Raw genomic sequence first — 22312 nt, forward strand, 5'->3', positions numbered from 1 at the left:
ACCGTACGGTACGGTTCGAAGCAAGCGCAAAGTTCGCCGTTTCTCCGGATTCATGCCGTCAAGCATGGCGATGAACTGCCGGGGTGTGGACATCCCCATCCTGGCTGCGCCAAGCTCATGATGCGGAGATACAGCTGTGGGAGAGGAAGAATGACGCTGACAATCAAGCGGCTCGGCCGGAACGACGTTACGGCGATGCGGCAGCTGAATGCCCTGTTCAGCACCGTCTTCGAAGACCCGGACAGCTATGCTTCCAAGCCCCCGGAAGACATCTACCTCGAGGCGCTCTTGGCCAAGGACCACTTTCTGGCGGTGGTGGCCATGGATGGCGCAGAGGTGGTAGGTGGCCTCGCGGCCTATCAGCTGGACAAGTTCGAGCAGGCCCGGTCCGAAATCTACATCTACGATCTCGCTGTCGCGGTCTCACACCGCCGCCGCGGCATTGCCCGGACCCTCATCACCGAACTCACCAGGATCGCGGCGGAGCGCGGCTGTTGGGTGGTCTATGTTCAGGCAGACTACGGGGATGATCCTGCCATCGCGCTCTACACGTCCATGGGGACGCGCGAGGACGTCCTGCACTTCGATATCGCCGTGCCGCCCAAACCGGGCAGCTGAGCTTGTGGCCTGTATCATAGGCAACGGTCTATCACCATGGATCAATTCGGGGGCCTTTTCGGCAACCTGAAGCCGCCTCCGCGCTTACTCGCAGAGGAGGATTGCACCATGGCCACCATCGTTCGCCTCACCCAGGCTCAGATCGACCAACTGCTCGCCGAAGCCGAAGACATGGAAGTTGCCTTCAAGGACATGCACGCCGAATTGTCCTCAGCGGGCACGGCCAAGGACACGCTTGCGCGTTTCGGCCGGCTGCATGACCGTTTCACCAGCGCCATTACCTTCCTGAAGCGGCAGCGCGAATTGGGCGGGTCCAACTAGGCGTCAGGCGTCCTTCCGGCCGGCCCCGCGCCTTTGCGGATGCCCGCCCAGCGATTGAAGCGGGCGAGGACAAGGCCGAAGGCGATCAGCAGCAGTCCACCGCCCAGGATGGAAAACGGCTGGGCGCCCAGTGCCATGAACCACTGAGTGAAGAAGTGAACCGCACCAAAGACGGCAACGGTATTGACCACCCAACGCCGGTTGGCAAAGAGCGCCCAGGCGCCGAATGCCAGCAGGGCCAGGGCCCAGGTAATGGCAAAAGCAAGGCCGGACCAACCCAGCACCTCGTCGCCGACGATGGTGCCTGCAAAGAAGGCGACATTGATGAGGAGGATGGCGGTGCGCATGGCAATCACCGCCAGCCGCTCCTGAGCCGGTGGCAGCCGGAGCGACACAGGATAGAGGACCAGGGTCAGCAGGGACAGGGCGCCGATGGCGACACTGAGGTAGCTCACGGACGACAACAGTTCACCGCCGAGAGTGATCGTAGCGCCGAAGGCAAGGACGGACAGTGAGACCAGAAGGCCGGACGTAGCCGCGACACCAGCCACCGCCAGTCCGAGCGTCAGCGCGGAGCGTACCCATAGATGCTCGCCATGGAGGAGGAAGAGGCTACCCACCAAGGCCAGGGCGCCGATCACCATGATGATCTGGGCAAAGAGCGACCACCGGCTCACCCTGCCGAGCCGCAGGGCAAAGCCCGCGGCGAAGAGCAAGCCGCCCAGCAGCGCCGCGGTCTCAACGCTTGGCAGCAGCACCCCTACCCCCACCGCCACTGCCGCGGCGCCCAGTGCCAGGAGGACATTGATGCCCAGCTGTCCCGTATCGGCCGCCGCATAGGTCTTGAGCCGTTCGGCCTCGGCGGGTGTCAGCTTGCCATCGGCGAGGAGCGCGTCGAGGTCCAGCGTGATCTTCATGTGCGCTCCTTTTATTGCGCCATACCTATCCGGCCGGCGTTCAACAGGAAAGAGCGGCACCGACGGGCAATGCGCCCACTGCAGAGGACCAACACTCCATCGTCACTTGCCGATGAAGCGCAGAGGGTCCATCTATCCTGCACTCCAACTGAAAGAGCCTTCCATGTCCCAGTTATTTTCACCCATCACCTTGCGCGACCTGACCCTCCGGAACCGCACGGTGGTTGCACCCATGTGCCAGTATTCGGCACAGGATGGTTTCGCCAATGACTGGCATTTCGTGCATCTCGGCCGCTTCGGTATCGGCGGCTTTGGCCTGGTGATTCTCGAGGCAACTGCTGTCGTTCCAGAGGGACGCATCACCTATGCGGACCTTGGCCTGTGGAAGGACGAACAGATCGCTCCCCTCACCCGCATCGTCGACTTCCTCCATAGCCAGGGTGCGGCTGTCGGCATCCAGCTTGCCCATGCCGGACGGAAGGCCTCGACGCCGGTGCCGTGGCGCAATGGCTTCGACGAGACCGAGGAGGAAAAGCAGGCACTGCATTTCGAAAGCTGGACTCCGGTCGCACCCAGTGATGAAATCCACGCCGAGAACAAGAACTTCACCAAGCCCGAGGCACTGGACGAGGCGGGCATCCGCAACGTCATCGACGGGTTCGTTGCGGCTGCGGGGCGCGCGGAACGCGCCGGGTTCGACACGGTCGAAATCCACGCGGCACATGGCTACCTCCTCAACCAGTTCCTGTCCCCGCTCGCCAACAAGCGGACTGACCGCTATGGCGGCAGCCGCGAAAACCGGATGCGCCTGCTGCTCGAAGTCACGGAGGCCGTGCGCGCCGTCTGGCCTTCTCACAAGCCGCTGCTCGTGCGCCTGTCCGTCAGCGACTGGCATCCGGAGGGCTGGCAGGTGGAGGACAGCGTTGTTCTCACCCGCGAGTTGAAGGCGCTCGGCGCCGATGCGATCGACGCCTCGAGCGGTGGCTTCGAGGGCGCCACCATGAGCGTCCAAGCTGACTACCAGGTGCCGTTTGCCGCCGCCGTCCGCAACGAGGGCGGCCTGCCATCCATAGCAGTGGGTTTGCTGGGCGACGTGCGCCGCGCGGAGGACATCGTCGCTAATGGCGAGGCCGACTTTGTTGCCCTGGCCCGCGGTGCCCTGGACAACCCTAATTGGCCGCTCCACGCCCGCCATGAGCTGGGCGCCAGCGACTACGATCTCTGGCCGAACCAGACCAAGCGCGTCCGCGAACGCGATCGCTCGTTGAAGCAGCGCAGCTGGGCATAGGCAACGTCTGCAAATCACCTTCGCGGCAACGCAAATTTGCCGCGATCCTCTCCACACTCTTGTTCGGCGGCTGGTCGATCACCAGATCAGCCCCGAGCAGGGAGACTCCGATGGATACCAAGGCCGCAATTCTGGCGCTGATGAGTGTGTGGGGTGTTGGCGTTTGCGCCACCGTGCCAGCTGCGGGTCAGGAATCGGAGGACATGACCGACGAAAGCGGTGACCGCAGCAATCCGCTCCTGAACAAGGTCTGGGTCCGCGCCGATGCCGACGACAGCCTGCCGGGCCCGATGCAGATCTTCCTGGGCGATGGTACGCTTGTCACCGACAGCTGCTGGGAGACCTATCGCCTGTCCAAGTGGCAACAGGTCAGCGACAGCGCCATCAGCTGGGACGAAGACGGCATGACCATCAATGCCGACATTGCCGAGCTGACCGAAACCGATCTCGTGCTCAGCCTGAAGCTGGGCAGCGAGGTACAGGAGCAGCGGTTCGTAACTGCGACCGTACCCTATCTATGCCCAGATATGGTGAAGTAGGGCCTTGCCACGACCTCGTCCTTCGACAAGCTCAGGATGAGGTCTGATGAAATCCCAGTAGACCTCATGGTGAGCCTGTCGAACCACGAGGTCTTGGCACAATGCTCTAAAGCACCACCTGCGTTCCGATTTCCACCACGCGTCCGGTCGGAATGTGGAAGTATTCCGTGGCGTCGCTGGCATTGCGCGCCAGCCGCGTGAACAGCCTATCCTGCCAGTAGCGGAGCGGGTTGCGCGACTTGGGTCCCGTCTTGAGGGATCGGCGGGAGAGGAAGAAGGACGTCGACATGATGTCGAACCTCCAGCCCAAACGCCGGGCCAGCACCAGGGCCTTGGGAATGTTGGGGCTCTCCATGTAGCCAAATGTGACCACGACGCGGCTGAAGAGCTCGTTATAGGCGTCGATGGTCACCTTCTCGTCGTCCGGCACGCGCGGCGACGCCGAGGTCCGGACGGTCAGGATGACGTTCTGCTCGTGCAGCACCTTGTAGTGCTTGAGGCTGTGCAGCAGCGCCGTCGGCGCGCCTTCGATGTCGCTGGTCAGGAACACGGCCGTACCCGGCACCAAAGTGGGGCGCTTCTTGGCCAGGTTGTCGACGAGGAATTGCAGCGGCACCTCGTCCCGGCGCGTCTTGTCCGCCAGGCGCCGGCGCCCCGCCATCCAACTCCACATGACCACGGCCACTGTCACCGCAACGAAAGCCGGCACCCAACCGCCCTGAAACAGCTTGGCGGCATTGGCAGCGAAGAAGCCGCCGTCGATCAGGGCAAACACCACCGCAAAACTGATCACTGCGGCCGGATGCCACTTCCAGTTGCGCCACATGACCACAACCAGCAGAGCCAGTGTCATGATCATGACGCCTGACACGGCAATGCCGTAGGCATGCGATAGCGCGCTGGAACTGCCAAACATCAGCACCAGCACCAGCACGCCCAGCATCAACATCGTGTTGATCTGGGGCATGTAGATCTGCCCGCTCTGGGTTTCGGAGGTATGGGTCACCACCATGCGCGGCAGCATGTTGAGCGCGATGGCCTGCTGGGTGAGACTATAGGTGCCCGAGATCACTGCCTGGCTGGCAATGATCGTCGCAAGGGTAGCCAGTGCCACGAATGGCCCCAGCGCCCATTCCGGCTGCATTTCAAAGAACGGGCTGTCCACGTTCTCCGGCCCGACCTGCAGGACGAAGGCTGCCTGGCCGAAATAGTTCAGCAGCAGGCAGGGGAACACGAGCGCGAACCAGACGATGACGATGGGTTTGCGGCCGAAATGACCCAGGTCGACATAGAGCGCTTCCGCACCGGTGACGGCCAGAAAGATGGCGCCAACGACAACAAAGGCAAGTCCGAGGTGGGTGACCAGAAATTCGAGCCCAAGCAATGGATTGAGCGCCCAGAGGACACTGGGATTGTCGACGATGTGAACCAGCCCCGAAATGCCCAGTACTAGGAACCACAAGCCGGTCACCGGGCCGAAAATCGTCGACACCTTAGCCGTGCCGAAGCGCTGTACCGCGAAGACGCCGATGATGATGACCAAGGTGATCGGCACCACCCACCGCTCCATCCCCGGGGCGACCAGCTTTGCCCCCTCCACTGCCGAAAGCACGGACATGGCCGGGGTGATGATCGCATCACCGAAGAACATGGCGGCGCCCATGACGCCAAGGACAGTGATCCAGATGGGCGGATTGGTGAAGGTCTTGCGCGCCAGCGCCATGAGCGACAGCGTGCCGCCTTCCCCGTTGTTGTCGGCACGCGTGACGAAGAAAACGTATTTGACCGCCACCGTCAGCGTCAGGGCCCAGACGATCAGCGACAGCAGGCCCAGGATTTCGCTCGTCGTGGTCGACGCGCCCGGCCTGATATGCATCGCCTCACGGAAAGCGTAGATCGGGCTGGTGCCGATATCGCCATAGACGACGCCCAGCGCACCGAGCATCAGCATCGGCAACTGCTTGGGAGAATGTGCGGAGTGGGAATGGTCGACTGCGTCGGCACCGGCCAGTTTCTCGCCGGTTGCATTCGTCTGCGTCATGAACCTGTTGCTTTCTTGGTCGAAGGCGGGCGCCGCTATACACCCGTCAATCGTCACACACAACACCGCGCCGCCCCGATTGGTTCAGAAGCAACAAGGGCCGCCCTTTCGGACGGCCCTCGCGGTAAACGAAGTTTGGAGGTCTTCGTATGGCTTATTCGGCAGCCTGCTTGGTTGCTGCCTCTGCGGCGCGAGCCGCCTTGGTTGCGTTGCCCCACCAGGCGAGCTGGTCGAGCATGTCGTTGGCTGGACCGCCGATCGAGCCTTCGATCTCGCTGAAAGGCTTGTTCTGCTGGCCAAGCGGATGGACGGCGAAGAAGTCCGAGCCGCCGATGTGAACGGCCGAGCGAGTCGAGACCATCTGCAGTTCGGTGCCGATGTTGCGCAGGTGCTCGGCGGCACGGGCACCACCGACGCTGCCATAGGCGACCATGCCGAAGGGCTTGCGGTTCCACTCGACATAGGCCTGGTCGAGGGCGTTCTTGAGCGCGCCGGTGATCGAGCGGTTATATTCGGCAACGACAAAGATGTAGCCGTCGAAGCCGGCCACCTTGTTCTGCCAGGCAACGGCGCGCGGGTCGCTCGACGGCATCCACAGGTTGGAGGCCATCTCATTGAAGAAGGGCAGGTCGAAGTCGCGCAGATCGACCAGTTCGGCTTCGATATCGGCGCGCTGATTGGCGCGGTCGAGGATCCACTGCGCCGGCTTGTCGCCGAAGCGGCTATCGCGGGTGGAAGAGATGATGACGGCGATCTTGAGCTTGGACACTTCAGTAGTTCCTCAGTAACAAATCGTAACTGAGGCGATATATGTGCCTACCAGAGGTCCTCACAAGGAGGCACCTTTCTGTGTTGCGGCGACATCGAACTGCCTAGGGCACAAGGATGTAAGTATTGGTCGGGACTGGAATATCTCGCTCCATCAGCGCGTCAAGACCCGCTTCCTGAGAAGAAGCGGTAGTTTGCCAACAAACTGTTCAATCCTCTTTGACGATGGACCTAGCTGCCAAGGGCGGCGCGATACTGCCGCACCGCCTCGGCAAAGCCGAGCAGCAGCGCGTCGGCCGTGATGCCGTGACCGATGGACACTTCGTCGACATGGGGAACGGCAGCCTGGAAGGCGCCGAGATTTGCGAGCGTCAGGTCATGGCCGGCGTTCACACCTAGGCCTGCAGCATGGGCCGCCTGGGCTGTGTGCGCCAGCGCCGCCAGTTCCCGCACCGCCCGGTCCGGATCATCGTAGCAGCCGCCATAGGGCCCGGTATAAAGCTCGATCCGGTCGGCGCCGGTTGCCCTGGCCGCCTGGACGCCCTCCACTCCTGCATCGGGATCGCAGAACAGGGATATGCGCCGGTTCGGCGCCTTGAGGCGCTGCACCACGTCGGTCAGGAAGTTGCCCTTGCCGCGGAAGTCCCAGCCATGGTCGGAAGTGGCCTGCAGCGGATCGTCGGGGACCAGCGTCACCTGCTGCGGATTGACCGCGTCGATCAGGGCGAGGAAGTCCTCGCTGGGATAACCCTCGATGTTGAACTCGGCAGCCGGGTATTCCTCGCGCAGCAGCGCCGAGAGGTCGAACACGTCGCTGCGGCGGATATGCCGCTCGTCAGGCCGCGGATGGACCGTGACGCCGCTGGCGCCGGCGTCCAGCACCACCCGCGCGATGCCGGTGACGCTCGGCCACGGCAGGTTGCGGCGGTTGCGGAGCTGCGCGACGGCGTTGAGGTTGACGGAAAGCAGGGTCATGGCAGGGACTCGCAAAACGATGCCCCTGCCCTATAGCAGACCGCCACGGGGACGGTCACATGCCTTCGCGACCGCGCGAGATGGCGGCGAGGCCGGTACGCACCACCTCCACAAGGCCGAGCGGCTGCATCAGGGCGATGAAGCTGTCGATCTTGTCGGGCTTGCCCGTCACCTCGAACACGAAGCTCTCGACGGTGGCGTCGACGATATGGGCCCGGAAGGCGTCGGCCAGGCGCAGCGTCTCGGCGCGATGATCGCCGGAGCCCGCCACCTTGATCAGGGCCAGTTCGCGTTCGATCGATGCGCCTTCCGCCGTCAGGTCATGCACCCGATGCACGGGCACCAGGCGCTCGAGCTGCACCTTGATCTGGACGAGCACCTTGGGCGTGGCGATCACGACGACGGTGATGCGACTAAGTCGACGCCCATGCTCCGTCTCGCTGACCGTCAAGCTCTCGATATTGTAGCCGCGGGCCGAAAACAGGCCGACGACGCGGGCCAGGATGCCCGGCTCGTTGTCGACAAGAACCGAAAGCGTATGGCGCTCGGTTTCCTGGGTTTCCTTGGTGATGAAATAGGCCGAACCGGTCGGCTGCAGATGTGCGTTCATTGGTCTTCTCCCCGCAGCGCCCTAGACGAGCTGCCGTCCCTTCTCGTCAATAATGTCGCCGATATTGGCCGTATCGGGCAGGATGATCTCGTTATGCGGCTTGCCTGATGGGATCATCGGCAGGCAGTTCTCGTCCTTCTCCACGATGACGTCGAACAGGACCGGGCCGTCATAGTCGAACATCTCGGCGATGGCGGCATCGAGCTCGGCCGGGTTTTCGCAGCGGATACCCTTGGCGCCATAGGCCTCCGCCAGCTTGACGAAATCGGGCAGTGATTCAGAGTAGCTATGGGCATAGCGCGACCCGTGCAGCAGGTCCTGCCACTGGCGGACCATGCCCATGCGCTCGTTGTTGAGGATGAAGATCTTGACCGGCAGGCGGTACTGCACGGCCGTCGAAATCTCCTGCATGGTCATCTGCACCGAAGCTTCGCCGGCGATGTCGATCACCAGGGCATCGGGATGGGCCACCTGCACGCCGACAGCGGCCGGCAGGCCATAGCCCATGGTACCCAAGCCACCCGAGGTCATCCAGTGATTGGGTTGGTCGAAGTGGAAGTGCTGGGCGGCCCACATCTGGTGCTGACCGACTTCCGTCGTGATGAACACTTCCTTGCCCTGCTTGCGGCTCATCTCGTAAAGCCGCTCGATCGCATATTGCGGCTTGATGGTCGTTTCGGAGTTCTTGTAGCCGAGCGAATCCACCGCGCGCCACTTTTCGATCTGCTTCCACCAAGGCGCGATGGCCTCGGTGCGGGGCTGATTGGTCTTGCTGCGCCAGATGCGCACCATCTCCGCCAGCACGCGCTCGCAGTCGCCGATGATCGGCACGTCGACGCGGACGACCTTGTTGATCGAGCTCGGATCGATATCGACGTGGATCTTGCGCGAATTTGGCGAGAAGGCATCGATACGCCCGGTGATGCGGTCGTCAAAGCGCGCACCGATATTGATCATGACGTCGCAGTCATGCATCGCCCAGTTGGCTTCGTAGGTGCCGTGCATGCCGAGCATGCCCATCCACTGCGGGTTCGAGGCCGGGAAGGCCCCGAGGCCCATCAGCGTCGAGGTCACCGGAAAGCCGGTAAGCTCGGCCAGCTCCCGCAGGTGCTTGGAGGCTTCGGGACCGGCATTGATGACGCCGCCGCCGGTATAGAAGATCGGCCGTTCAGCCTTGAGCATCATGTCGACAGCCGCCTCGATGGCCGCTGCGTCGCCGTCCATCTGGGGCCGGTAGCTCTGGTGGCGCAGCGTGTCGAGGTCGGGCCGGTAGTAGTCGCCAAGTGCGAACTGCACGTCCTTGGGGATATCGATCACCACGGGGCCTGGGCGACCGGTGATCGCAATGTGGAAAGCCTCATGCATGATGCGCGGCAGGTCTTCGACGCGTTTCACGAGGTAGTTGTACTTGGTGCAGGAGCGGGTGATGCCGACGGTGTCGCATTCCTGGAAGGCGTCGGAGCCGATCAGCGTGGTCGGCACCTGGGCGGTGATGCAGACCATGGGGATCGAGTCCATCAGGGCATCGGTGAGGCCGGTCACCGCATTGGTTGCACCGGGCCCGGAGGTCACGAGAACCACGCCACACTTGCCGGTGGAGCGCGCATAGCCTTCCGCCATGTGGGTGGCGCCCTGCTCGTGCCGCACGAGAATGTGCTGGACAAAATCCTGCTGGAACATGGCGTCGTAGATCGGGAGCGCCGCGCCGCCGGGATAGCCGAAGATATGCTCGACCCCCTGGTCGGCCAGCGCCTGGATCACCATCTCGGCGCCCGTCATTTTCTCGCCCATTGTTTTTCCTTTCCTTCCGTCCAGCCCAGTCTCGTAGCGGCGAAAACCGGGCAATAAAAAAGGCCCCGTTCGGGACCTGTTTTCGGCGCACCAGCTATCGCGCGGGACCTTTATCCCACGTTGCCGATGCGCCTGCCTACTACGAGAATGAGTGCCCGCACGGGACCTCTCCATGAAAATTCGGTCGCATTGATAGGTGCAATGTCCCGAACCTGTCAATAGCCGCACGCATTCTGCCGGCGCCTTAACCTGCAATATGGGTTTGAACGGTTAGGCAGGGCAAAGCATAGTCCCTCCGTTCATCCTGTTCGAGCCATCAACCGCACAATGCCGCGCTCCCTCCTGCCCCTTGGCATTGCCCTGGCCTTCTTGCTCCTTGCCGCGCTCGCCACGAGCTTCATCGTCCCGCCCGGGCCAATGCAGTGGCTGCTTGTTCTAGCGACCGGCGCAGCGGCCTATATGGCGCTCAATGTCGGGGCCAACGATGTGGCCAACAATGTCGGTCCTGCGGTGGGCGCCAAGGCCATCAGCATGGTAGGGGCGCTGGCACTGGCGGCTATGTTCGATGCAGCCGGTGCCCTGATGGCCGGCGGCGATGTTGTCACGACGGTCGCCAGCGAACTGCTTGTTGCCGAGGCTGGTCTCTCGAGCCTCGAAATTGCGCTGGTCATGATTGCAGCGCTCGTTGCGGCAGCATTGTGGATCAACCTGTCTACCGTTCTGGGAGCGCCGGTTTCGACGACGCATGCGATCATCGGGGCCATCATGGGTGCCGGCGTATCTGCCGCCGGCCTTGCAGCCATCAGTTGGCCCACCATCGGCATCATTTCCGCCAGTTGGGTCATCTCGCCCCTGCTGGGCGCTGCCTTTGCTGCCCTCCTCCATGGATTGATCCGCCGCACGATCACGAAGCGACCCAACAAGCTTGCCGCCGCCCGGCTTTGGCTCCCGCTTCTGATGGCTGCCATGGCCGGGATCTTTGCCATCTATCTCGCCACCAAGGTGCTGAGCCAGTGGTTCACGCTGGGGGCCCTGCCGTCGATGCTGCTGGCGGGTGGAGCGGCGCTACTAACCTGGTTCATGGCCATGCCCTGGGTGCGGCACCGCTCCCTTGCCTTGAGCAATCGCAAGAAAGACGTGGCCAAGCTGTTCCGCCCAGCGCTGATCATAGCGGCAGCGCTTCTGTCCTTCGCCCACGGTGCCAATGACGTGGCCAATGCACTGGGTCCCCTGGTTGCCGTCGCTCGCCTCACCGACGTGGTTCCCGTCGCCCAGCCGGGTGCGCCCTGGTGGAGCCTGCTGATCGGCGCCAGTGGCATTGCACTGGGCATCGCGCTCTTTGGTCCACGGGTGATCCATACGGTGGGAGAGCAGATCACCAAGCTCAACGAGATCCGCGCCTTTTGCGTGGCGCTTTCGGCAGCCACCACGGTCCTGGCGGCGGCAACGCTTGGCCTGCCCGTCTCGTCGACGCATGTCGCGGTGGGTGCCGTGTTTGGCGTCGGCTTCGTGCGGGAGTTCCTGGCCATTCGCAACATGAATGGGGCAGCCGTGCCGGTGCGCGCCAAGCTGGTGGATGCCTCCATGCTCAATGATCGGCCGGAGCAGGCGCTGGCGCGCGAACGCCGCAACGAGAAGCGTTACCTCGTGCGGCGGCTGAAGGTAGTGCAGATTGGCGTGGCCTGGGTGGTCACGCTGCCGGCTGCCGCCCTGTTGGGTGCAGTGACCAACCGCGTGCTCCACCTGTTCATTGCCTGACGCGGTCCGTGGTCAGGCTGCGGTGCAGCTTTTCGGCGAGACGAACCAAGGAACGCTCGGCCAGCAGGCGCCGGGCTTCCGCCAGAAGCACCCAGTGGCGCAGGCGCTGGTGCATCTCGTCCCATTCGTCGAGCTGCGTTTCCACCTTGAGCGGGTAAAGGTCGACATCGACCAGCACGCCCTTGTCCGAGATCTGGTAGCTGCCCAAGGGTTCCTGGCTGACCGTGCCGAGCACACCGGCTTCTTCCATCGCTTCCTTGGCGGCACTGTCCCAACCAGTCATGCCCGAACTGATCGAGCCCTTTGGAAAGATCCAGCGCCCGGTTCGGCGCGAGGTCACGAGGAGAAAGACCACCCGGCCCTCGACCAGCGTATAGGGCAAGGCGCCAGATTGTCTGGGAGTGGGTGCAGGGTCGGCCCTGGGGCTCCAATGCCGCAAAATCTCAAGCACGGATAAGTCGTCCCGCAGGGTTCATGAAGAGGTTGCCGGCTGCACTGCCGACAAAAAGAGGCACCCGGCCAGGATTGCTCCAAACCGGGTGCTCTGGCGCCCTAGGGCGCGTGCAGCATGGGGCGATGCTGCAATCTTGCTTAGCCGCGCGGGCAGGTGTCGCGGTAACGGCTGCCGTCAGGACGCTGGTAGATGCAGACGTCATTGCTGCCATCGGCACGGCCGATGACTTCACCGGCAGCTGCACCGACAACGGCACCAACGCCAGCACCAACTGCGGTGCTCAGCACGCTACCGCCAGCAGCAGCACCGATCACGCCGCCACCAACGGCGCCAATCGCAGCACCCTTTTCGGTGGTGGTGCAGGCGGCCATGGACAGAGCGGTGACGGCGATAATCAGAATCTTATGCATTGGAACCCTCCAAGGATAGTATCGAGGGCCAAAATGCACGGTTGCGTGATTGGTTCCAGCCCCGCCTCGGAGAAATTAACGAAAATGCAATTAGTGGTTCTTGCGAAGCACGCCGGAAAGCGCGGCAAGCAACCAGCCGCCGATCATGCAAACGCCGCCAAGTGGAGCGGCACCGGGAATTAGCGAATGTCCAAGCCACTGCCGCAAAGCCAGGTCGGCTGAAAACACAACCGTGCCGGACGCGAGCAGAATGCCGGCCAAGGCAATGACCTTGCCGCGACCCGCGAGGCTAATCGCCAGCAAAGCCGGCCCATGGGCGAGGCAAATGGCGGCAATCGCCATGAGATTCCGCGATTCGCCGGCATGCGAGGCCGCGGCCGCGCTCGCAACTCCCACGGCGCCGATCAGCCCGGCCAGCGCCAGCAGCAGCCGCATCATCGGATCACTTTGCGCCATTGCCTCACCTCTTCCGCACGCCCTGGCTTTCCTCTAAGCAGTTCGTCGCGAGTAGGACAATCAAATGAGCGAACACATTGCGGCAGCTCCCGACGCTGCCAGGGACACCTCACGCCGCGACGGCTGGGCCGCGGAATTGCGGGCCATGTTCGAGCTGGCCTGGCCATTGGTGATCGCCCAACTAGCGCAGAATGCGCTCCACACCACCGATGTGATCCTGCTCGGCTGGCTCGGATCCAACTACCTGGCCGCAGGCACCCTGGGCACAACCTTCATGATGCCCTTCCTGGTTGGTGGCGTCGGCGTAGTCGGTGCCGTGGCGCCGCTGGTGGCGCAGGCGCGTGGCTCGCGCGACATCAAGGCCGTGCGCCGTGTTGTGCGGCAAGGATGCTGGGCCGCCATCGCCCTGGCCGCCGTGCTCGTTCCGATCGTGCTCCAGATCAAACCCATCTTCGCGCTGCTGGGACAGGATCCCGGAGCGACCGAAATGGCGCACCAGTTCATCCAGATCGCTGCCTGGTCACTGTTCCCGGCGCTCGGCATCATCGCCTTTCGATCGCTCCTTTCAGCTTTTGACGCCACGCGCGCCATCCTGGTCATCACGGTCTTGGGCGTCCTGCTCAATGCCGCCATCGGCTATGTGCTGATCTTCGGGCACTTCAGCTTCCCGCGCCTCGAACTGCGCGGAGCGGCCATTGCGACGCTTGTGACGAACGTCGCCATGTTCCTGATGATGGTCGCCTATGTGCTGCGTCATCGCCGGCTCAAGCGCTTCAATGTCTTGCTGCGCTTCTGGCAGCCCGACTGGCCGCGCTTCCGGGAGATCTTCCGCATCGGTACGCCGATCGGCCTCACCGTTCTGGCCGAGGTTGGGCTCTTCACCGCGGCCGCTCTCCTGATGGGCCGCCTCGGCACGGATGAGGTGGCCGCCCATGCCATTGCGCTGCAATGTGCGTCCATGGCCTTCATGGTGCCGCTCGGCCTGGGCATTGCCGCCACCGTCCGCGTCGGCATGGCCTATGGCCGCAGCGATCCGGAAGGCATTCGCAAGGCAGGCTGGACCGCCTTCGTGCTCGGCACCGGCTTCATGGCCGTGTCCTGTACGGTGTTTTTGAGCATGGGTCCGACCATTGTCAGCTGGTTCCTCGATCCGCGCGTGCCGGAAAATGCCAATGCCCTGGCGCTGGCGGCGACCTTCCTCATGGTCGCCGGGATCTTCCAGTTGGTGGACGGCGCCCAGGTGGTTGCTGCGCATGCCTTGCGCGGTCTCAGCGACACCAAGGTGCCCATGATCCTGGCCATTCTCGGCTATTGGGCCGTTGGCCTGCCGGTCGCCTGGCTGCTTGGCTTCGTCGTCGGCTGGCGCGGCCTGGGCATCTGGATCGGCCTGGCGGTCGGCCTTGCCTTCGTGGCAGTCGTTCTCGTCAGCCGCTTTGCCATGCGCGAGCGGCTCGGGCTGCTTCGTCCGCGCTAGGCGCCTCCCAGGCCCCGCCGTGGCCAGTCGCCGAAGCGATTGCGGAACCAGGTGCGCTGCCGCTTGGCATATTGTTGCGTGGCGATGGTGGCGATGGCGATGGCCTCGTCGCGCCCGATAATGCCGTCCAGCCAATCGCCGATTTCGCGCACGCCGATAGCCTTCATCACGGGCAGCGATGGATCGAGGTCCAGATGCCGTAGCGCCTGCACCTCCTCCACCGCCCCGCCTGAAAACATCGTCTGGAACCGCTCGGCAATGCGCTGGCGCAGCACCTGGCGGTCGGGGTTGAGCACCAGGCGCTCGACCGAGTAGTCGGCGAGAAGGCTCGCCGACATCTCGTCCTGAAAGCTCGACAAGGTCCGGCCGGTCGCCCGCTTGACGGCAAGGGCGCGCGTCAGCCGCTGCGGATCCGCAACCTTGAGGCGCGACGCGGCGACGGGATCCTCCTGTTGCAGGAGTGCCAGGCGCTCGGCGCCATCGAGTGCTTGAATCTCTTGTTGAACTTCAAGAGCAATCTCGGGCGAGACCTCGGGAACATCGGCGAAGCCGTTCAGCAAGGCGTCGAAGTAAAGCCCAGTCCCGCCGGCGAAGATGACCGGCCCGCTGCCATCGTGCGACGACAGCACGTGCCCTACTGCCGTAAGCCACTGTCCCGTGGAAAAGCGCGTCGCAGCCGGCACTGTGCCATAGAGCAGATGGTCCGCCGCCTGCATGTCCGCCGCGCCGGGGCGCGCCGTGACCACTTGCAGCGTGTCGTAGACCTGCATGGCATCGGCGTTGATGATGGTGCCGCCCAAATCCTGCGCCATCCGCAGCGCAAGCGCCGACTTGCCGCTGGCAGTCGGACCCGCTATCAAAACCGCGCGTCCACGGACTGTCACACATTTCCCCCAAGAACAGATTCCATGTCAGTCCTTTGCCTCATTGCCGACCCGTCTGATTCCGAACTCGACCCCACCCTTGCTGCTTCGGTCGTGCGGGAGACAGGCGGCGAGCTGAACTGGCTCAATCACTCCATTGCCTGCGAGATCATCGCGCCCGAGTCAACCGATCCGCTGCCCATCGCGCGGGAGATCATCGGCACGCGCCGGGTCGATGCGGCCCTGGTGCCGGCGGAAAACCGCCGCAAGCAGATCCTCATCGCCGACATGGATTCCACCATGATCAACGAGGAATGCATCGACGAACTCGCCGCCGCTCTCGGCATCAAGGCCCAGGTTGCCGACATCACCGACCGCGCCATGCGCGGTGAGCTCGACTTCGCCCAGGCACTCGACACCCGTGTGGCTCTGCTCAAGGGGCTCGAACGCAAGGTGATCGAGGAAATCCGCCGCGAGAACATCACCCTTGCCCCGGGCGGCCGCGCGCTGGTGCAGACCATGAGGGAATATGGCGCCTATACCTCTTTGGTCTCGGGCGGCTTCACCTTCTTTGCCGATTACTTCGCCAAGCGCATCGGCTTCCACGAAGCCATTGCCAATGTGCTTGAATTCGACGGCGATGCCCTCACAGGCACGGTCAGCAAGCCGATCGTCGACAAGAACACCAAGCGTGAGCGCCTGCTGGCACTGGCCGCAGAACGCAACCTGCCGCTGAGCCAGACCATCGCCGTCGGGGACGGTGCCAATGACCTCGACATGATCCGCATCGCCGGCTTCGGCGTGGCTCTGCACGCCAAGCCTGCCGTTGCCGCCGAAGCGGGTATTTGCATCGATCATGGCGACCTGACCGCCCTGCTCTACCTCCAAGGCTACAGCGAAGAAGAAATCGTCCGCTGACGCCACCAACTCTATTGGTTGCTCCCAAACGAAAAGGCCGGCGCTGAGCGCCGGCCTTCGATTTTGTAGCCAACCTTACTGTGCTGCTGGCGCCGGTGCGGGCGCGGCAGGTGCCGGCTCGGGAGCCGGTGCAGGCGCATCTTCCGCCGGAGCAGGCACTTCGGTGCCTACGGTCGGCGAGAGTTCCGAGCCGTCTTCCAGCGTCAGGCTGGGCGCTGCGGTTTCTTCGATGCCGAGGCCATCAAGGGCAGGCTCATCCGCCGCTGGCGCCGTGATCGGGGCCGCGGTGGGCTGAACCGGCGCCGCCAGGTTCGGGTTTGCTGGCGGCAGTTCGCCATTGGAGCCGAAGTAGCGGAAGAACTCGCTATCGGGCGACAGCATCATGGTCGTGCCGGTATTCACCAGGGCGGAACGATAGGCCTCCATCGAGCGGTAGAACTCGAAGAATTCCTGATCCTGACCATAGGCTGCCGCGAACAAGCGGTTGCGTTCGGCGTCACCGGTACCTCGGATGATCTCGGCGTCGCGGGTTGCTGCCGCAACGATTTCCACTGCCTGTCGATCGGCAATAGCCCGCAGCGACTGCGCCTGTTCCTGACCGCGGGCCCGCAGCAGGGCGGCCTCGGCGAGACGTTCGGCACGCATGCGCTCGAAGGTCGTTGCCGAAACGTCCTGATCGAGATCGGTGCGCAGGATACGCACGTCCACCACGTCGACGCCGAGCTCGGCAAGATCAGGGCGGATGAGATCACGCGTTTCCTGCATCATCTGGGCGCGCTGGTCGCTGAGCGCCGCGTTGAACTCGCGGGCGGCATAGACCTGGCGCAGAGCCGAGTCGAGGTTGGCACCGATCCGGTCTTCAACCACCGAGAGCTGGCCCGTGGCACGCTGGCGGAACAGCCGAGCATCGGCAATGCGGTAGGTCAGGAAGGCATCGACCTGGTAGAAGGCGTTGCCCGAAACCTGCACGCGCATATTGGCGATGTCGTAGCGCAGCAGGCGGTCTTCGATGATCTGCACGCGGTCGACAAAGTCGGTCGGGATCTTGAGGTAGACGCCGGGCTCGGTGCGGATATCGGTGATCTGGCCGAAGCGGGTCACGATGGCCTGTTCACGCTCGTTGACGATGTAGATCGACGAGAAGAACACATAAAGCGCAACAAGAACGACGACGCCGATAGCAATGAGACGATTGTTCATGGCTTAGTTCCCCGTGGTCGTAGTCGTGGTGTTGGTCGTTGCGCCGGAGCGCAGTTCGGGCAGCGGCAGGTAGGGCACGACGCCCTGGCCGCTGGCTCCGTTTTCGATCAACACCTTTTCGGAGCTACCCAGCACTTCTTCCATGGTTTCAAGGAACAGGCGCTTGCGCGTTACCTCGGGCGAGTTGACGTATTCGGCATAGATGGCGTTGAAGCGCTCGGCCTCACCGGTCGCTTCCTGCACCACGCGGTTCGTGTAGGCGGCTGCGTCTTCGCGCAGGGCCGCGGCGCGACCACGCGCATCACCCAAAAGGGTATTGGCGTAGGAACGGGCCTCTTCCTGCAGGCGCGTCTCGTCCTGGCGGGCACGCTGCACTTCGTTGAAGGCATCGATCACTTCCGCCGGCGGACCGGCATTTTCGATCAGCACCTGCGTAACGTCGACGCCCAGACCGTAGCTGGTCAGGACATTGCGGATGATCTCGAGCACTTCGGTCTGAATGCCAGCGCGGTCGTCGCTATAGACTTCCTGGGCCGGACGGCGGCCGACCACTTCGCGCATCGCGCTTTCGGCGGCGTAGCGGATCATGGCTTCCTGGTCGCGCACGTTGAAGAGGTACGCGATTGGGTCATTGATAGCCCAGAACACCGAAAACTGGACGTTGACGATGTTCTGGTCGCCCGACAGCATCATGCCGTCGCTGGCGCCGCCGGCCTGGTTCCGGTTAGACGTCTGGGTAGCCGACGATGCGGTGCCGATCTGCGTCTGATTCAGCGTCAGCGGAACGCGTTCCACGCTTTCGATCGGCCAGACATGGAAGTGGAGACCCTCACCCGAAAGTTCGGGCTTGGGCGTACCGAACCGCAGTTCCACGCCCACTTCACTGGAGTTGATGGTGTAGACCGAGTTGATGCCCCAGAAGGCAATCAGCGCGAGCACACCGCCGATCAGGGCCCAGCGTCCGCCGGGGACCCCACCGCGGAACTGGTCGCGGCCACGGTTGAGAATATCTTCGAGGTTGGGCGTATTGCCACCCCCTGGCCGGCGTGGACCGCCGCCGCCACCGGGCGCCTGCCCCCAGGGACCGCCATTATTATTGCGGCCACCCCCGCCCCCATTATTCTCCCAAGGCATCGCGTTCCTTCCGCATCCACCGTTTCGTTGTGGACATATATAGGCAAGCGCCCGGCGCGATCAATGCGCCGCGCCTCAACGCCGCTCGTACACTTTGACGCGGTAGGTCGCCTCGTCCCTGGGGTTGGGTGCGACTTCGGGCAGATCGACCACCGCCCAGCCTTGAGGGTCGATCGGCGGAAACAGCACGTCGCCTTCCGGAGCCAGATCGACATGGGTGATATAGAGGCGATCGGCGCGGTCGATCAGCTGCCCGTAGAGCTCGCCCCCGCCGATGATCATGATCTCGTCGACGCCATCGGCGGCTGCAATCTGGCGCGCGCGGTTCAGCGCCTCTTCCACCGTCTTGCAGACCTCCACGCCTCCCGGCCGGTAGCCGGCCTGCCGCGTCACCACGATATTGGTGCGTCCCGGCAAGGGCTTCCCCACAGTCTCATACTGCTTGCGCCCCATGACGACCGGCTTGCCTATCGTAGTCGCCTTGAAGAAGGCCATGTCCGAAGGAATGCGCCACGGGATGGTCTGCTTGCTGCCGATGACACCGTTCTCTGCCACCGCAGCGATAAGGGCGATCTTGATCATCAAGCGGCTCCCAGGGCGAGAAGCGCCGCGCCATCGATCCGCACCTTGGTCCACTCGTCCTGCATCACGCCGCCCTGCGCCTTGTAGAATTTGATGCTCGGTTCGTTCCAATCGAGCACCCACCATTCGAACCGCCCCAGCTCCTCCCGAACGCATCGACGCGCGAGGTGCACCAGAAGGGCCTTGCCGATGCCCTTTCCGCGCATTGCAGGATCGACATAGAGGTCTTCGAGCCAGATGCCGTGCCGGCCCTGAAAGGTGGAATAGGTATAGAACCAGAGCGCAAAGCCCACCGGCTGCCCCTGCCACTCGGCGATCTCGCAGAACACCTTGGGATTGGCGCCGAAGAGGTCGCGCACTATATCGGCTTCGGTCGCCTTCGCCTCGTGGCTGAGCTTCTCGTACGCAGCCAGATCGGCGATGAAGCGGAGGATCGATGGGGCATCGGCCGCGACGGCCGGGCGGATGCTGAGGTCCTCCGCCATGCTACGGCGCCGGCTGCCGCTCGAGGAGGAGGATTTCCAGTTCTTTCTCGGGCCAGAAGTTCGTCTCCACCATCTCGAAAGTGGTGGGTCCGATCTTCTTGACGTTGTCGCCGCAGAACGAAACGAGGTTATCGGTACTGCCCTTGTCGACCACAAGGCGGAAGCGTTCGATGCTGCCGCTGCCCCAGTTGCCGCCGGTGGTCAGGATATAGGAGATCCAGCTCTCGTAGAACGGCGCCGACCAGGGTTCATCCGGGTTGGCGAGCGTTGCGCGCACCGCCTTGAGGAACCCCTCGTCGGTACAATACTTGGTCTTGTATTCCGTGGCGGGATCGTAGCCCTCGTAGGGGTCCCCGAGGAAACTGACGCCCACCGTGCCGCCGACGCTGGGTCTGTAGCGGTGTTCCACCGTGACCGTTTCGCCCGCCGGAAACGCGCCTTCCCAGGTATAGGTCGCCTTGTAGGTCCAGGCGGGCCAATAGTGCTTTTCCGAGCCGTCCCCGGAATCGAACTCGTCAGGGATCAGCATGCCCAGGTGCAGCAGGCGCTCGGCATCCTCGGGCGCCAGCTCGTCGGTGGCCTGCGTCGCCGCGTCGCTGATCGGCACCAGCGGCAGCCCCAGCTGCTTCACCAGCTTGGTGCGGTCGACGCCGAAGGCATAGGCATATTCGTGCAGCGTTGCCTCGACCGGCTCGCCATCCAGCGTCGTTTCGAACTCGAAGAGGTTGTCATCGGGCCCCGTCGGATAGGCGACGGGGGACCAGTGGTTTGGCACAATATCGGGCATGGGAAAGGCAACCAGGATGTTCTGGTCCTCGGCGCCATCATTGCGGAACTGGTAGATGACCCGGATCTCGTCCTTGGAAATGAACAGCTCCTCGCTCTCCATCACGATATGCTCATTGGTGACGAATTCGAGCCCGCCTGTCGTCAAAACCGCCGAGGTATCGTTGGCCATGACCGGGGCAGCAGCCAACAAGGCGCTGATCGCAATGAGAACTCTCATTCCACTCTCCATAGGTGCCACGCGCAACATCAACCTTGCGGTGGCAAGTAGCTAAGCCACTTTCGTTGCAGCGCTGCGTCAAGATCAACGCCGTTGTGGCGGGCAAACAGCAACAGCATGGCGAGCACGTCCGCCGTCTCGTCTTCCAGAGCTGTTCTTACGTCGTCTCCGCTGGCGCCCTTGAGCCGCCCGCGTCCGGTTGCCCGCAGAACCTCTGCGGTGAGTTCGCCCTGTTCTTCCTGCAGCTTGAGGATGAACCAGTCGTCATCACGCCGAATGTCGAACAGTTCCGCATAGCGATCGGAGACGCGGAGCAATGCATCCGTGAGCGCCGACAGCTGCCCGGTCATACCGAAACCGCCGCCTTTATGTGCGGATGGGGATCGTAGCCCACGAACTCGAAGTCCTCGAAGACGAAGTCCTCGATCCGTTGGACGGCAGGGTTGATCTTGAGCGTCGGCAGGGGCCGCGGCTCACGCGTCAGCTGCAGCCGGGCCTGTTCGAAGTGGTTGGCGTAGAGGTGCACGTCGCCAAAAGTGTGGACGAAGTCACCGACGCCGAGCCCCGTAACCTGCGCTACCATATGCGTCAGCAGCGCATAGGAGGCGATGTTGAAGGGTACGCCCAGGAAGGTGTCGGCCGAGCGCTGGTAGAGCTGGCAGCTGAGCTTGCCATTGGCGACATAGAACTGGAACAAGCAATGGCAGGGTGGCAGTGCCATTTCGTCGACTTCGGCGGGGTTCCAGGCCGACACGATGTGGCGCCGTGAGTCCGGCTTGGTGCGGATGGACTCGATGACGTTGGCCAGCTGATCGATCTTCTGCCCGCCCGGTGCGGGCCAGCTGCGCCACTGCGACCCATAGACCGGCCCGAGGTCGCCATTCTCGTCGGCCCATTCGTCCCAGATCTTGACGCCATGCTCCTGCAGCCATCGCACATTGGTCTCGCCGCGGATGAACCACAGGAGTTCATAGACGATTGACTTGAGGTGCAGCTTCTTGGTGGTCAGCAGCGGAAAGCCCTTCGAAAGGTCAAAGCGCATCTGGTAGCCGAACAGCGAGCGCGTACCGGTACCGGTGCGGTCCGCCTTGTCGACGCCGTGTTCGAGGATGTCGGAGAGGAGTTTGAGATAGGGCTGCATGCAGCCACTGATACCTCGATTCCGCGCCGTTGGCATGCCCCGACAAGCATGGGCACAACTCGTCACCGCGAGTAACCTAATACCGCCTGCAATGCCGCCGTTGGATGTCAGCAGCTTTGCGCTAAGCTACCCGTCAGCAACCAGGAGCGGCATCGTGGCCATCGAATATGTCAAACCCCAAGGCATGCACCATAACCCGGCCTTTTCGCAGGGCACATCATCATTCCTGCCGGTGCGCGTATCCTGCTGATCGGCGGCCAGAACGCCGTCGATGCCGACGGGAAAGTGGTGGGAAAGGACGATATTGGCCGGCAGACGCAACAGGCGCTGGGCAACATGCTCAAGGTCATTGATGCCGCAGGTGGCAGGATCGAAAACCTGGTCAAGGTCACGCTGGCCATCAAGCAAGGGATCGATCTCGGACCCGGTTTTGCCGAATGGATGAAGGTCTGGAACAATCGTCCCAATCCACCCACCGTTACGGCGCTGATGGTGGCGGGCCTCGCGCATCCTGACTACCTGATCGAGATCGAAGCCCAGGTGGTGCTGCCATGAGCCCGGCG

General features: G+C 63.2%; 24 protein-coding genes and 1 pseudogene. 8 read left to right on the plus strand and 17 right to left on the minus strand.

Annotation, left to right across the window (positions count from 1 at the left end):
- The first annotated feature begins 150 nt into the window (after nt 1-150).
- Together VIL88_RS00285 and VIL88_RS00290 are read left to right on the plus strand one after the other, a co-directional pair.
- Nucleotides 151-618 carry an AAC(3)-I family aminoglycoside N-acetyltransferase gene (locus VIL88_RS00285; protein ID WP_331984738.1) on the plus strand — a complete coding sequence of 156 codons (468 nt, stop codon included), beginning with the start codon at nt 151-153 and terminating at the stop codon, nt 616-618.
- A 108-nt stretch (nt 619-726) separates the two neighbouring features.
- Nucleotides 727-939, plus strand: a complete 213-nt coding sequence (locus VIL88_RS00290; protein WP_331984740.1) for a hypothetical protein — start codon at nt 727-729, stop codon at nt 937-939.
- Here VIL88_RS00290 and VIL88_RS00295 read toward each other — a convergent pair.
- Nucleotides 936-1856 (minus strand): hypothetical protein, encoded by a 921-nt coding sequence (locus tag VIL88_RS00295; protein WP_331984742.1) that lies wholly within the window; start codon nt 1854-1856, stop codon nt 936-938. The genes VIL88_RS00290 and VIL88_RS00295 overlap by 4 nt on opposite strands.
- 163 nt (nt 1857-2019) lie before the next feature.
- Between VIL88_RS00295 and VIL88_RS00300 the strand changes: the two genes are divergently transcribed.
- The gene (locus VIL88_RS00300) at nt 2020-3144 is read left to right on the plus strand and encodes an NADH:flavin oxidoreductase/NADH oxidase (RefSeq protein WP_331984744.1); all 1125 of its coding nucleotides are present in this window, start codon (nt 2020-2022) and stop codon (nt 3142-3144) included.
- A gap of 110 nt (nt 3145-3254) precedes the next feature.
- The gene (locus VIL88_RS00305) at nt 3255-3683 is read left to right on the plus strand and encodes a hypothetical protein (RefSeq protein ID WP_331984746.1); all 429 of its coding nucleotides are present in this window, start codon (nt 3255-3257) and stop codon (nt 3681-3683) included.
- Nucleotides 3684-3789: 106 nt separating this feature from the next.
- On the opposite strand, the gene VIL88_RS00310 is transcribed toward VIL88_RS00305, so the two are convergent.
- The 5 genes from VIL88_RS00310 to VIL88_RS00330 all read right to left on the minus strand — a co-directional run bounded on the left by VIL88_RS00310 (nt 3790) and on the right by VIL88_RS00330 (nt 9868).
- Nucleotides 3790-5724 (minus strand): potassium transporter Kup, encoded by a 1935-nt coding sequence (locus VIL88_RS00310; RefSeq protein WP_414650093.1) that lies wholly within the window; start codon nt 5722-5724, stop codon nt 3790-3792.
- A gap of 154 nt (nt 5725-5878) precedes the next feature.
- Nucleotides 5879-6493 carry an NAD(P)H-dependent oxidoreductase gene (locus VIL88_RS00315; RefSeq protein ID WP_331984747.1) on the minus strand — a complete coding sequence of 205 codons (615 nt, stop codon included), beginning with the start codon at nt 6491-6493 and terminating at the stop codon, nt 5879-5881.
- Between the two features lie 230 nt (nt 6494-6723).
- Nucleotides 6724-7467: a pyridoxine 5'-phosphate synthase gene (locus VIL88_RS00320; RefSeq protein ID WP_331984749.1), complete on the minus strand. Its 744-nt coding sequence runs from the start codon at nt 7465-7467 to the stop codon at nt 6724-6726.
- A 55-nt stretch (nt 7468-7522) separates the two neighbouring features.
- Nucleotides 7523-8077: an acetolactate synthase small subunit gene (ilvN, locus tag VIL88_RS00325; protein WP_331984751.1), complete on the minus strand. Its 555-nt coding sequence runs from the start codon at nt 8075-8077 to the stop codon at nt 7523-7525.
- A 21-nt stretch (nt 8078-8098) separates the two neighbouring features.
- Nucleotides 8099-9868: an acetolactate synthase 3 large subunit gene (locus tag VIL88_RS00330; protein WP_331984753.1), complete on the minus strand. Its 1770-nt coding sequence runs from the start codon at nt 9866-9868 to the stop codon at nt 8099-8101.
- A gap of 327 nt (nt 9869-10195) precedes the next feature.
- Here VIL88_RS00330 and VIL88_RS00335 point away from each other — a divergent pair, with 327 nt between their 5' ends.
- On the plus strand, nt 10196-11626 hold the full coding sequence (locus tag VIL88_RS00335) for an inorganic phosphate transporter (RefSeq protein WP_331984755.1): 1431 nt from the start codon (nt 10196-10198) through the stop codon (nt 11624-11626).
- Here VIL88_RS00335 and VIL88_RS00340 read toward each other — a convergent pair.
- The 3 genes from VIL88_RS00340 to VIL88_RS00350 all read right to left on the minus strand — a co-directional run bounded on the left by VIL88_RS00340 (nt 11616) and on the right by VIL88_RS00350 (nt 12946).
- Nucleotides 11616-12077, minus strand: coding sequence for an NUDIX hydrolase (locus tag VIL88_RS00340; protein WP_331984757.1), 462 nt, complete (start codon nt 12075-12077; stop codon nt 11616-11618). The genes VIL88_RS00335 and VIL88_RS00340 overlap by 11 nt on opposite strands.
- A gap of 140 nt (nt 12078-12217) precedes the next feature.
- A complete protein-coding gene (locus VIL88_RS00345; protein ID WP_331984759.1) occupies nt 12218-12490 on the minus strand; it encodes a YMGG-like glycine zipper-containing protein in 273 nt (90 codons plus the stop codon).
- Between the two features lie 90 nt (nt 12491-12580).
- The gene (locus VIL88_RS00350; RefSeq protein WP_331984761.1) at nt 12581-12946 is read right to left on the minus strand and encodes a DUF423 domain-containing protein; all 366 of its coding nucleotides are present in this window, start codon (nt 12944-12946) and stop codon (nt 12581-12583) included.
- Between the two features lie 64 nt (nt 12947-13010).
- Here VIL88_RS00350 and VIL88_RS00355 point away from each other — a divergent pair, with 64 nt between their 5' ends.
- On the plus strand, nt 13011-14420 hold the full coding sequence (locus VIL88_RS00355) for an MATE family efflux transporter (RefSeq protein ID WP_331984763.1): 1410 nt from the start codon (nt 13011-13013) through the stop codon (nt 14418-14420).
- Here the strand turns inward: VIL88_RS00355 and miaA are convergent.
- Nucleotides 14417-15304, minus strand: a complete 888-nt coding sequence (miaA, locus tag VIL88_RS00360) for a tRNA (adenosine(37)-N6)-dimethylallyltransferase MiaA (protein WP_331984765.1) — start codon at nt 15302-15304, stop codon at nt 14417-14419. The two genes, VIL88_RS00355 and miaA, sit on opposite strands and share 4 nt — an antisense overlap.
- 24 nt (nt 15305-15328) lie before the next feature.
- Between miaA and serB the strand changes: the two genes are divergently transcribed.
- Entirely contained in the window at nt 15329-16201 is an 873-nt protein-coding gene (serB, locus tag VIL88_RS00365) for a phosphoserine phosphatase SerB (RefSeq protein ID WP_331984767.1), read from the plus strand.
- Nucleotides 16202-16498: 297 nt separating this feature from the next.
- On the opposite strand, the pseudogene hflC reads toward serB, so the two are convergent.
- The 7 genes and pseudogenes from hflC to VIL88_RS00400 all read right to left on the minus strand — a co-directional run.
- Nucleotides 16499-17401 (minus strand): annotated as a pseudogene (hflC, locus tag VIL88_RS00370) (protease modulator HflC); the annotation flags it as partial.
- Nucleotides 17402-17404: 3 nt separating this feature from the next.
- Entirely contained in the window at nt 17405-18535 is a 1131-nt protein-coding gene (gene hflK / locus VIL88_RS00375; protein WP_331984771.1) for an FtsH protease activity modulator HflK, read from the minus strand.
- Between the two features lie 75 nt (nt 18536-18610).
- On the minus strand, nt 18611-19117 hold the full coding sequence (locus tag VIL88_RS00380; RefSeq protein ID WP_331984773.1) for a dihydrofolate reductase: 507 nt from the start codon (nt 19115-19117) through the stop codon (nt 18611-18613).
- On the minus strand, nt 19117-19602 hold the full coding sequence (locus VIL88_RS00385) for a GNAT family N-acetyltransferase (RefSeq protein ID WP_331984775.1): 486 nt from the start codon (nt 19600-19602) through the stop codon (nt 19117-19119). The genes VIL88_RS00380 and VIL88_RS00385 overlap by 1 nt, the downstream gene beginning before the upstream one ends.
- A 1-nt stretch (nt 19603) precedes the next feature.
- Complete coding sequence (locus tag VIL88_RS00390) at nt 19604-20608, minus strand: DUF4424 domain-containing protein (protein WP_331984777.1); 1005 nt, start codon at nt 20606-20608, stop codon at nt 19604-19606.
- Between the two features lie 29 nt (nt 20609-20637).
- Entirely contained in the window at nt 20638-20958 is a 321-nt protein-coding gene (locus tag VIL88_RS00395; protein WP_331984779.1) for a phosphoribosyl-ATP pyrophosphohydrolase, read from the minus strand.
- Nucleotides 20955-21749, minus strand: a complete 795-nt coding sequence (locus tag VIL88_RS00400) for a thymidylate synthase (protein ID WP_331984781.1) — start codon at nt 21747-21749, stop codon at nt 20955-20957. Before VIL88_RS00400 ends, VIL88_RS00395 begins: the two co-directional genes overlap by 4 nt.
- Nucleotides 21750-22037: 288 nt before the next feature.
- Here VIL88_RS00400 and VIL88_RS00405 point away from each other — a divergent pair, with 288 nt between their 5' ends.
- Nucleotides 22038-22304 (plus strand): RidA family protein, encoded by a 267-nt coding sequence (locus VIL88_RS00405; protein WP_331984783.1) that lies wholly within the window; start codon nt 22038-22040, stop codon nt 22302-22304.
- Nucleotides 22305-22312 lie beyond the last annotated feature (8 nt).

It is taken from the genome of Devosia sp., assembly GCF_036563435.1.
In the GTDB taxonomy this organism is placed as follows: domain Bacteria; phylum Pseudomonadota; class Alphaproteobacteria; order Rhizobiales; family Devosiaceae; genus Devosia.

Bases quoted from the DNA above. Each gene is read 5' to 3' on its own strand.
- VIL88_RS00285 (WP_331984738.1), top strand. From the start codon at position 151: ATGACGCTGACAATCAAGCGGCTCGGCCGGAACGACGTTACGGCGATG.
- VIL88_RS00290 (WP_331984740.1), top strand. From the start codon at position 727: ATGGCCACCATCGTTCGCCTCACCCAGGCTCAGATCGACCAACTGCTC.
- VIL88_RS00295 (WP_331984742.1), bottom strand. From the start codon at position 1,856: ATGAAGATCACGCTGGACCTCGACGCGCTCCTCGCCGATGGCAAGCTG.
- VIL88_RS00300 (WP_331984744.1), top strand. From the start codon at position 2,020: ATGTCCCAGTTATTTTCACCCATCACCTTGCGCGACCTGACCCTCCGG.
- VIL88_RS00305 (WP_331984746.1), top strand. From the start codon at position 3,255: ATGGATACCAAGGCCGCAATTCTGGCGCTGATGAGTGTGTGGGGTGTT.
- VIL88_RS00310 (WP_414650093.1), bottom strand. From the start codon at position 5,724: ATGACGCAGACGAATGCAACCGGCGAGAAACTGGCCGGTGCCGACGCA.
- VIL88_RS00320 (WP_331984749.1), bottom strand. From the start codon at position 7,467: ATGACCCTGCTTTCCGTCAACCTCAACGCCGTCGCGCAGCTCCGCAAC.
- ilvN (WP_331984751.1), bottom strand. From the start codon at position 8,077: ATGAACGCACATCTGCAGCCGACCGGTTCGGCCTATTTCATCACCAAG.
- VIL88_RS00330 (WP_331984753.1), bottom strand. From the start codon at position 9,868: ATGGGCGAGAAAATGACGGGCGCCGAGATGGTGATCCAGGCGCTGGCC.
- VIL88_RS00335 (WP_331984755.1), top strand. From the start codon at position 10,196: ATGCCGCGCTCCCTCCTGCCCCTTGGCATTGCCCTGGCCTTCTTGCTC.
- VIL88_RS00345 (WP_331984759.1), bottom strand. From the start codon at position 12,490: ATGCATAAGATTCTGATTATCGCCGTCACCGCTCTGTCCATGGCCGCC.
- VIL88_RS00350 (WP_331984761.1), bottom strand. From the start codon at position 12,946: ATGGCGCAAAGTGATCCGATGATGCGGCTGCTGCTGGCGCTGGCCGGG.
- VIL88_RS00355 (WP_331984763.1), top strand. From the start codon at position 13,011: ATGAGCGAACACATTGCGGCAGCTCCCGACGCTGCCAGGGACACCTCA.
- serB (WP_331984767.1), top strand. From the start codon at position 15,329: ATGTCAGTCCTTTGCCTCATTGCCGACCCGTCTGATTCCGAACTCGAC.
- hflK (WP_331984771.1), bottom strand. From the start codon at position 18,535: ATGCCTTGGGAGAATAATGGGGGCGGGGGTGGCCGCAATAATAATGGC.
- VIL88_RS00380 (WP_331984773.1), bottom strand. From the start codon at position 19,117: ATGATCAAGATCGCCCTTATCGCTGCGGTGGCAGAGAACGGTGTCATC.
- VIL88_RS00385 (WP_331984775.1), bottom strand. From the start codon at position 19,602: ATGGCGGAGGACCTCAGCATCCGCCCGGCCGTCGCGGCCGATGCCCCA.
- VIL88_RS00390 (WP_331984777.1), bottom strand. From the start codon at position 20,608: ATGAGAGTTCTCATTGCGATCAGCGCCTTGTTGGCTGCTGCCCCGGTC.
- VIL88_RS00395 (WP_331984779.1), bottom strand. From the start codon at position 20,958: ATGACCGGGCAGCTGTCGGCGCTCACGGATGCATTGCTCCGCGTCTCC.
- VIL88_RS00400 (WP_331984781.1), bottom strand. From the start codon at position 21,749: ATGCAGCCCTATCTCAAACTCCTCTCCGACATCCTCGAACACGGCGTC.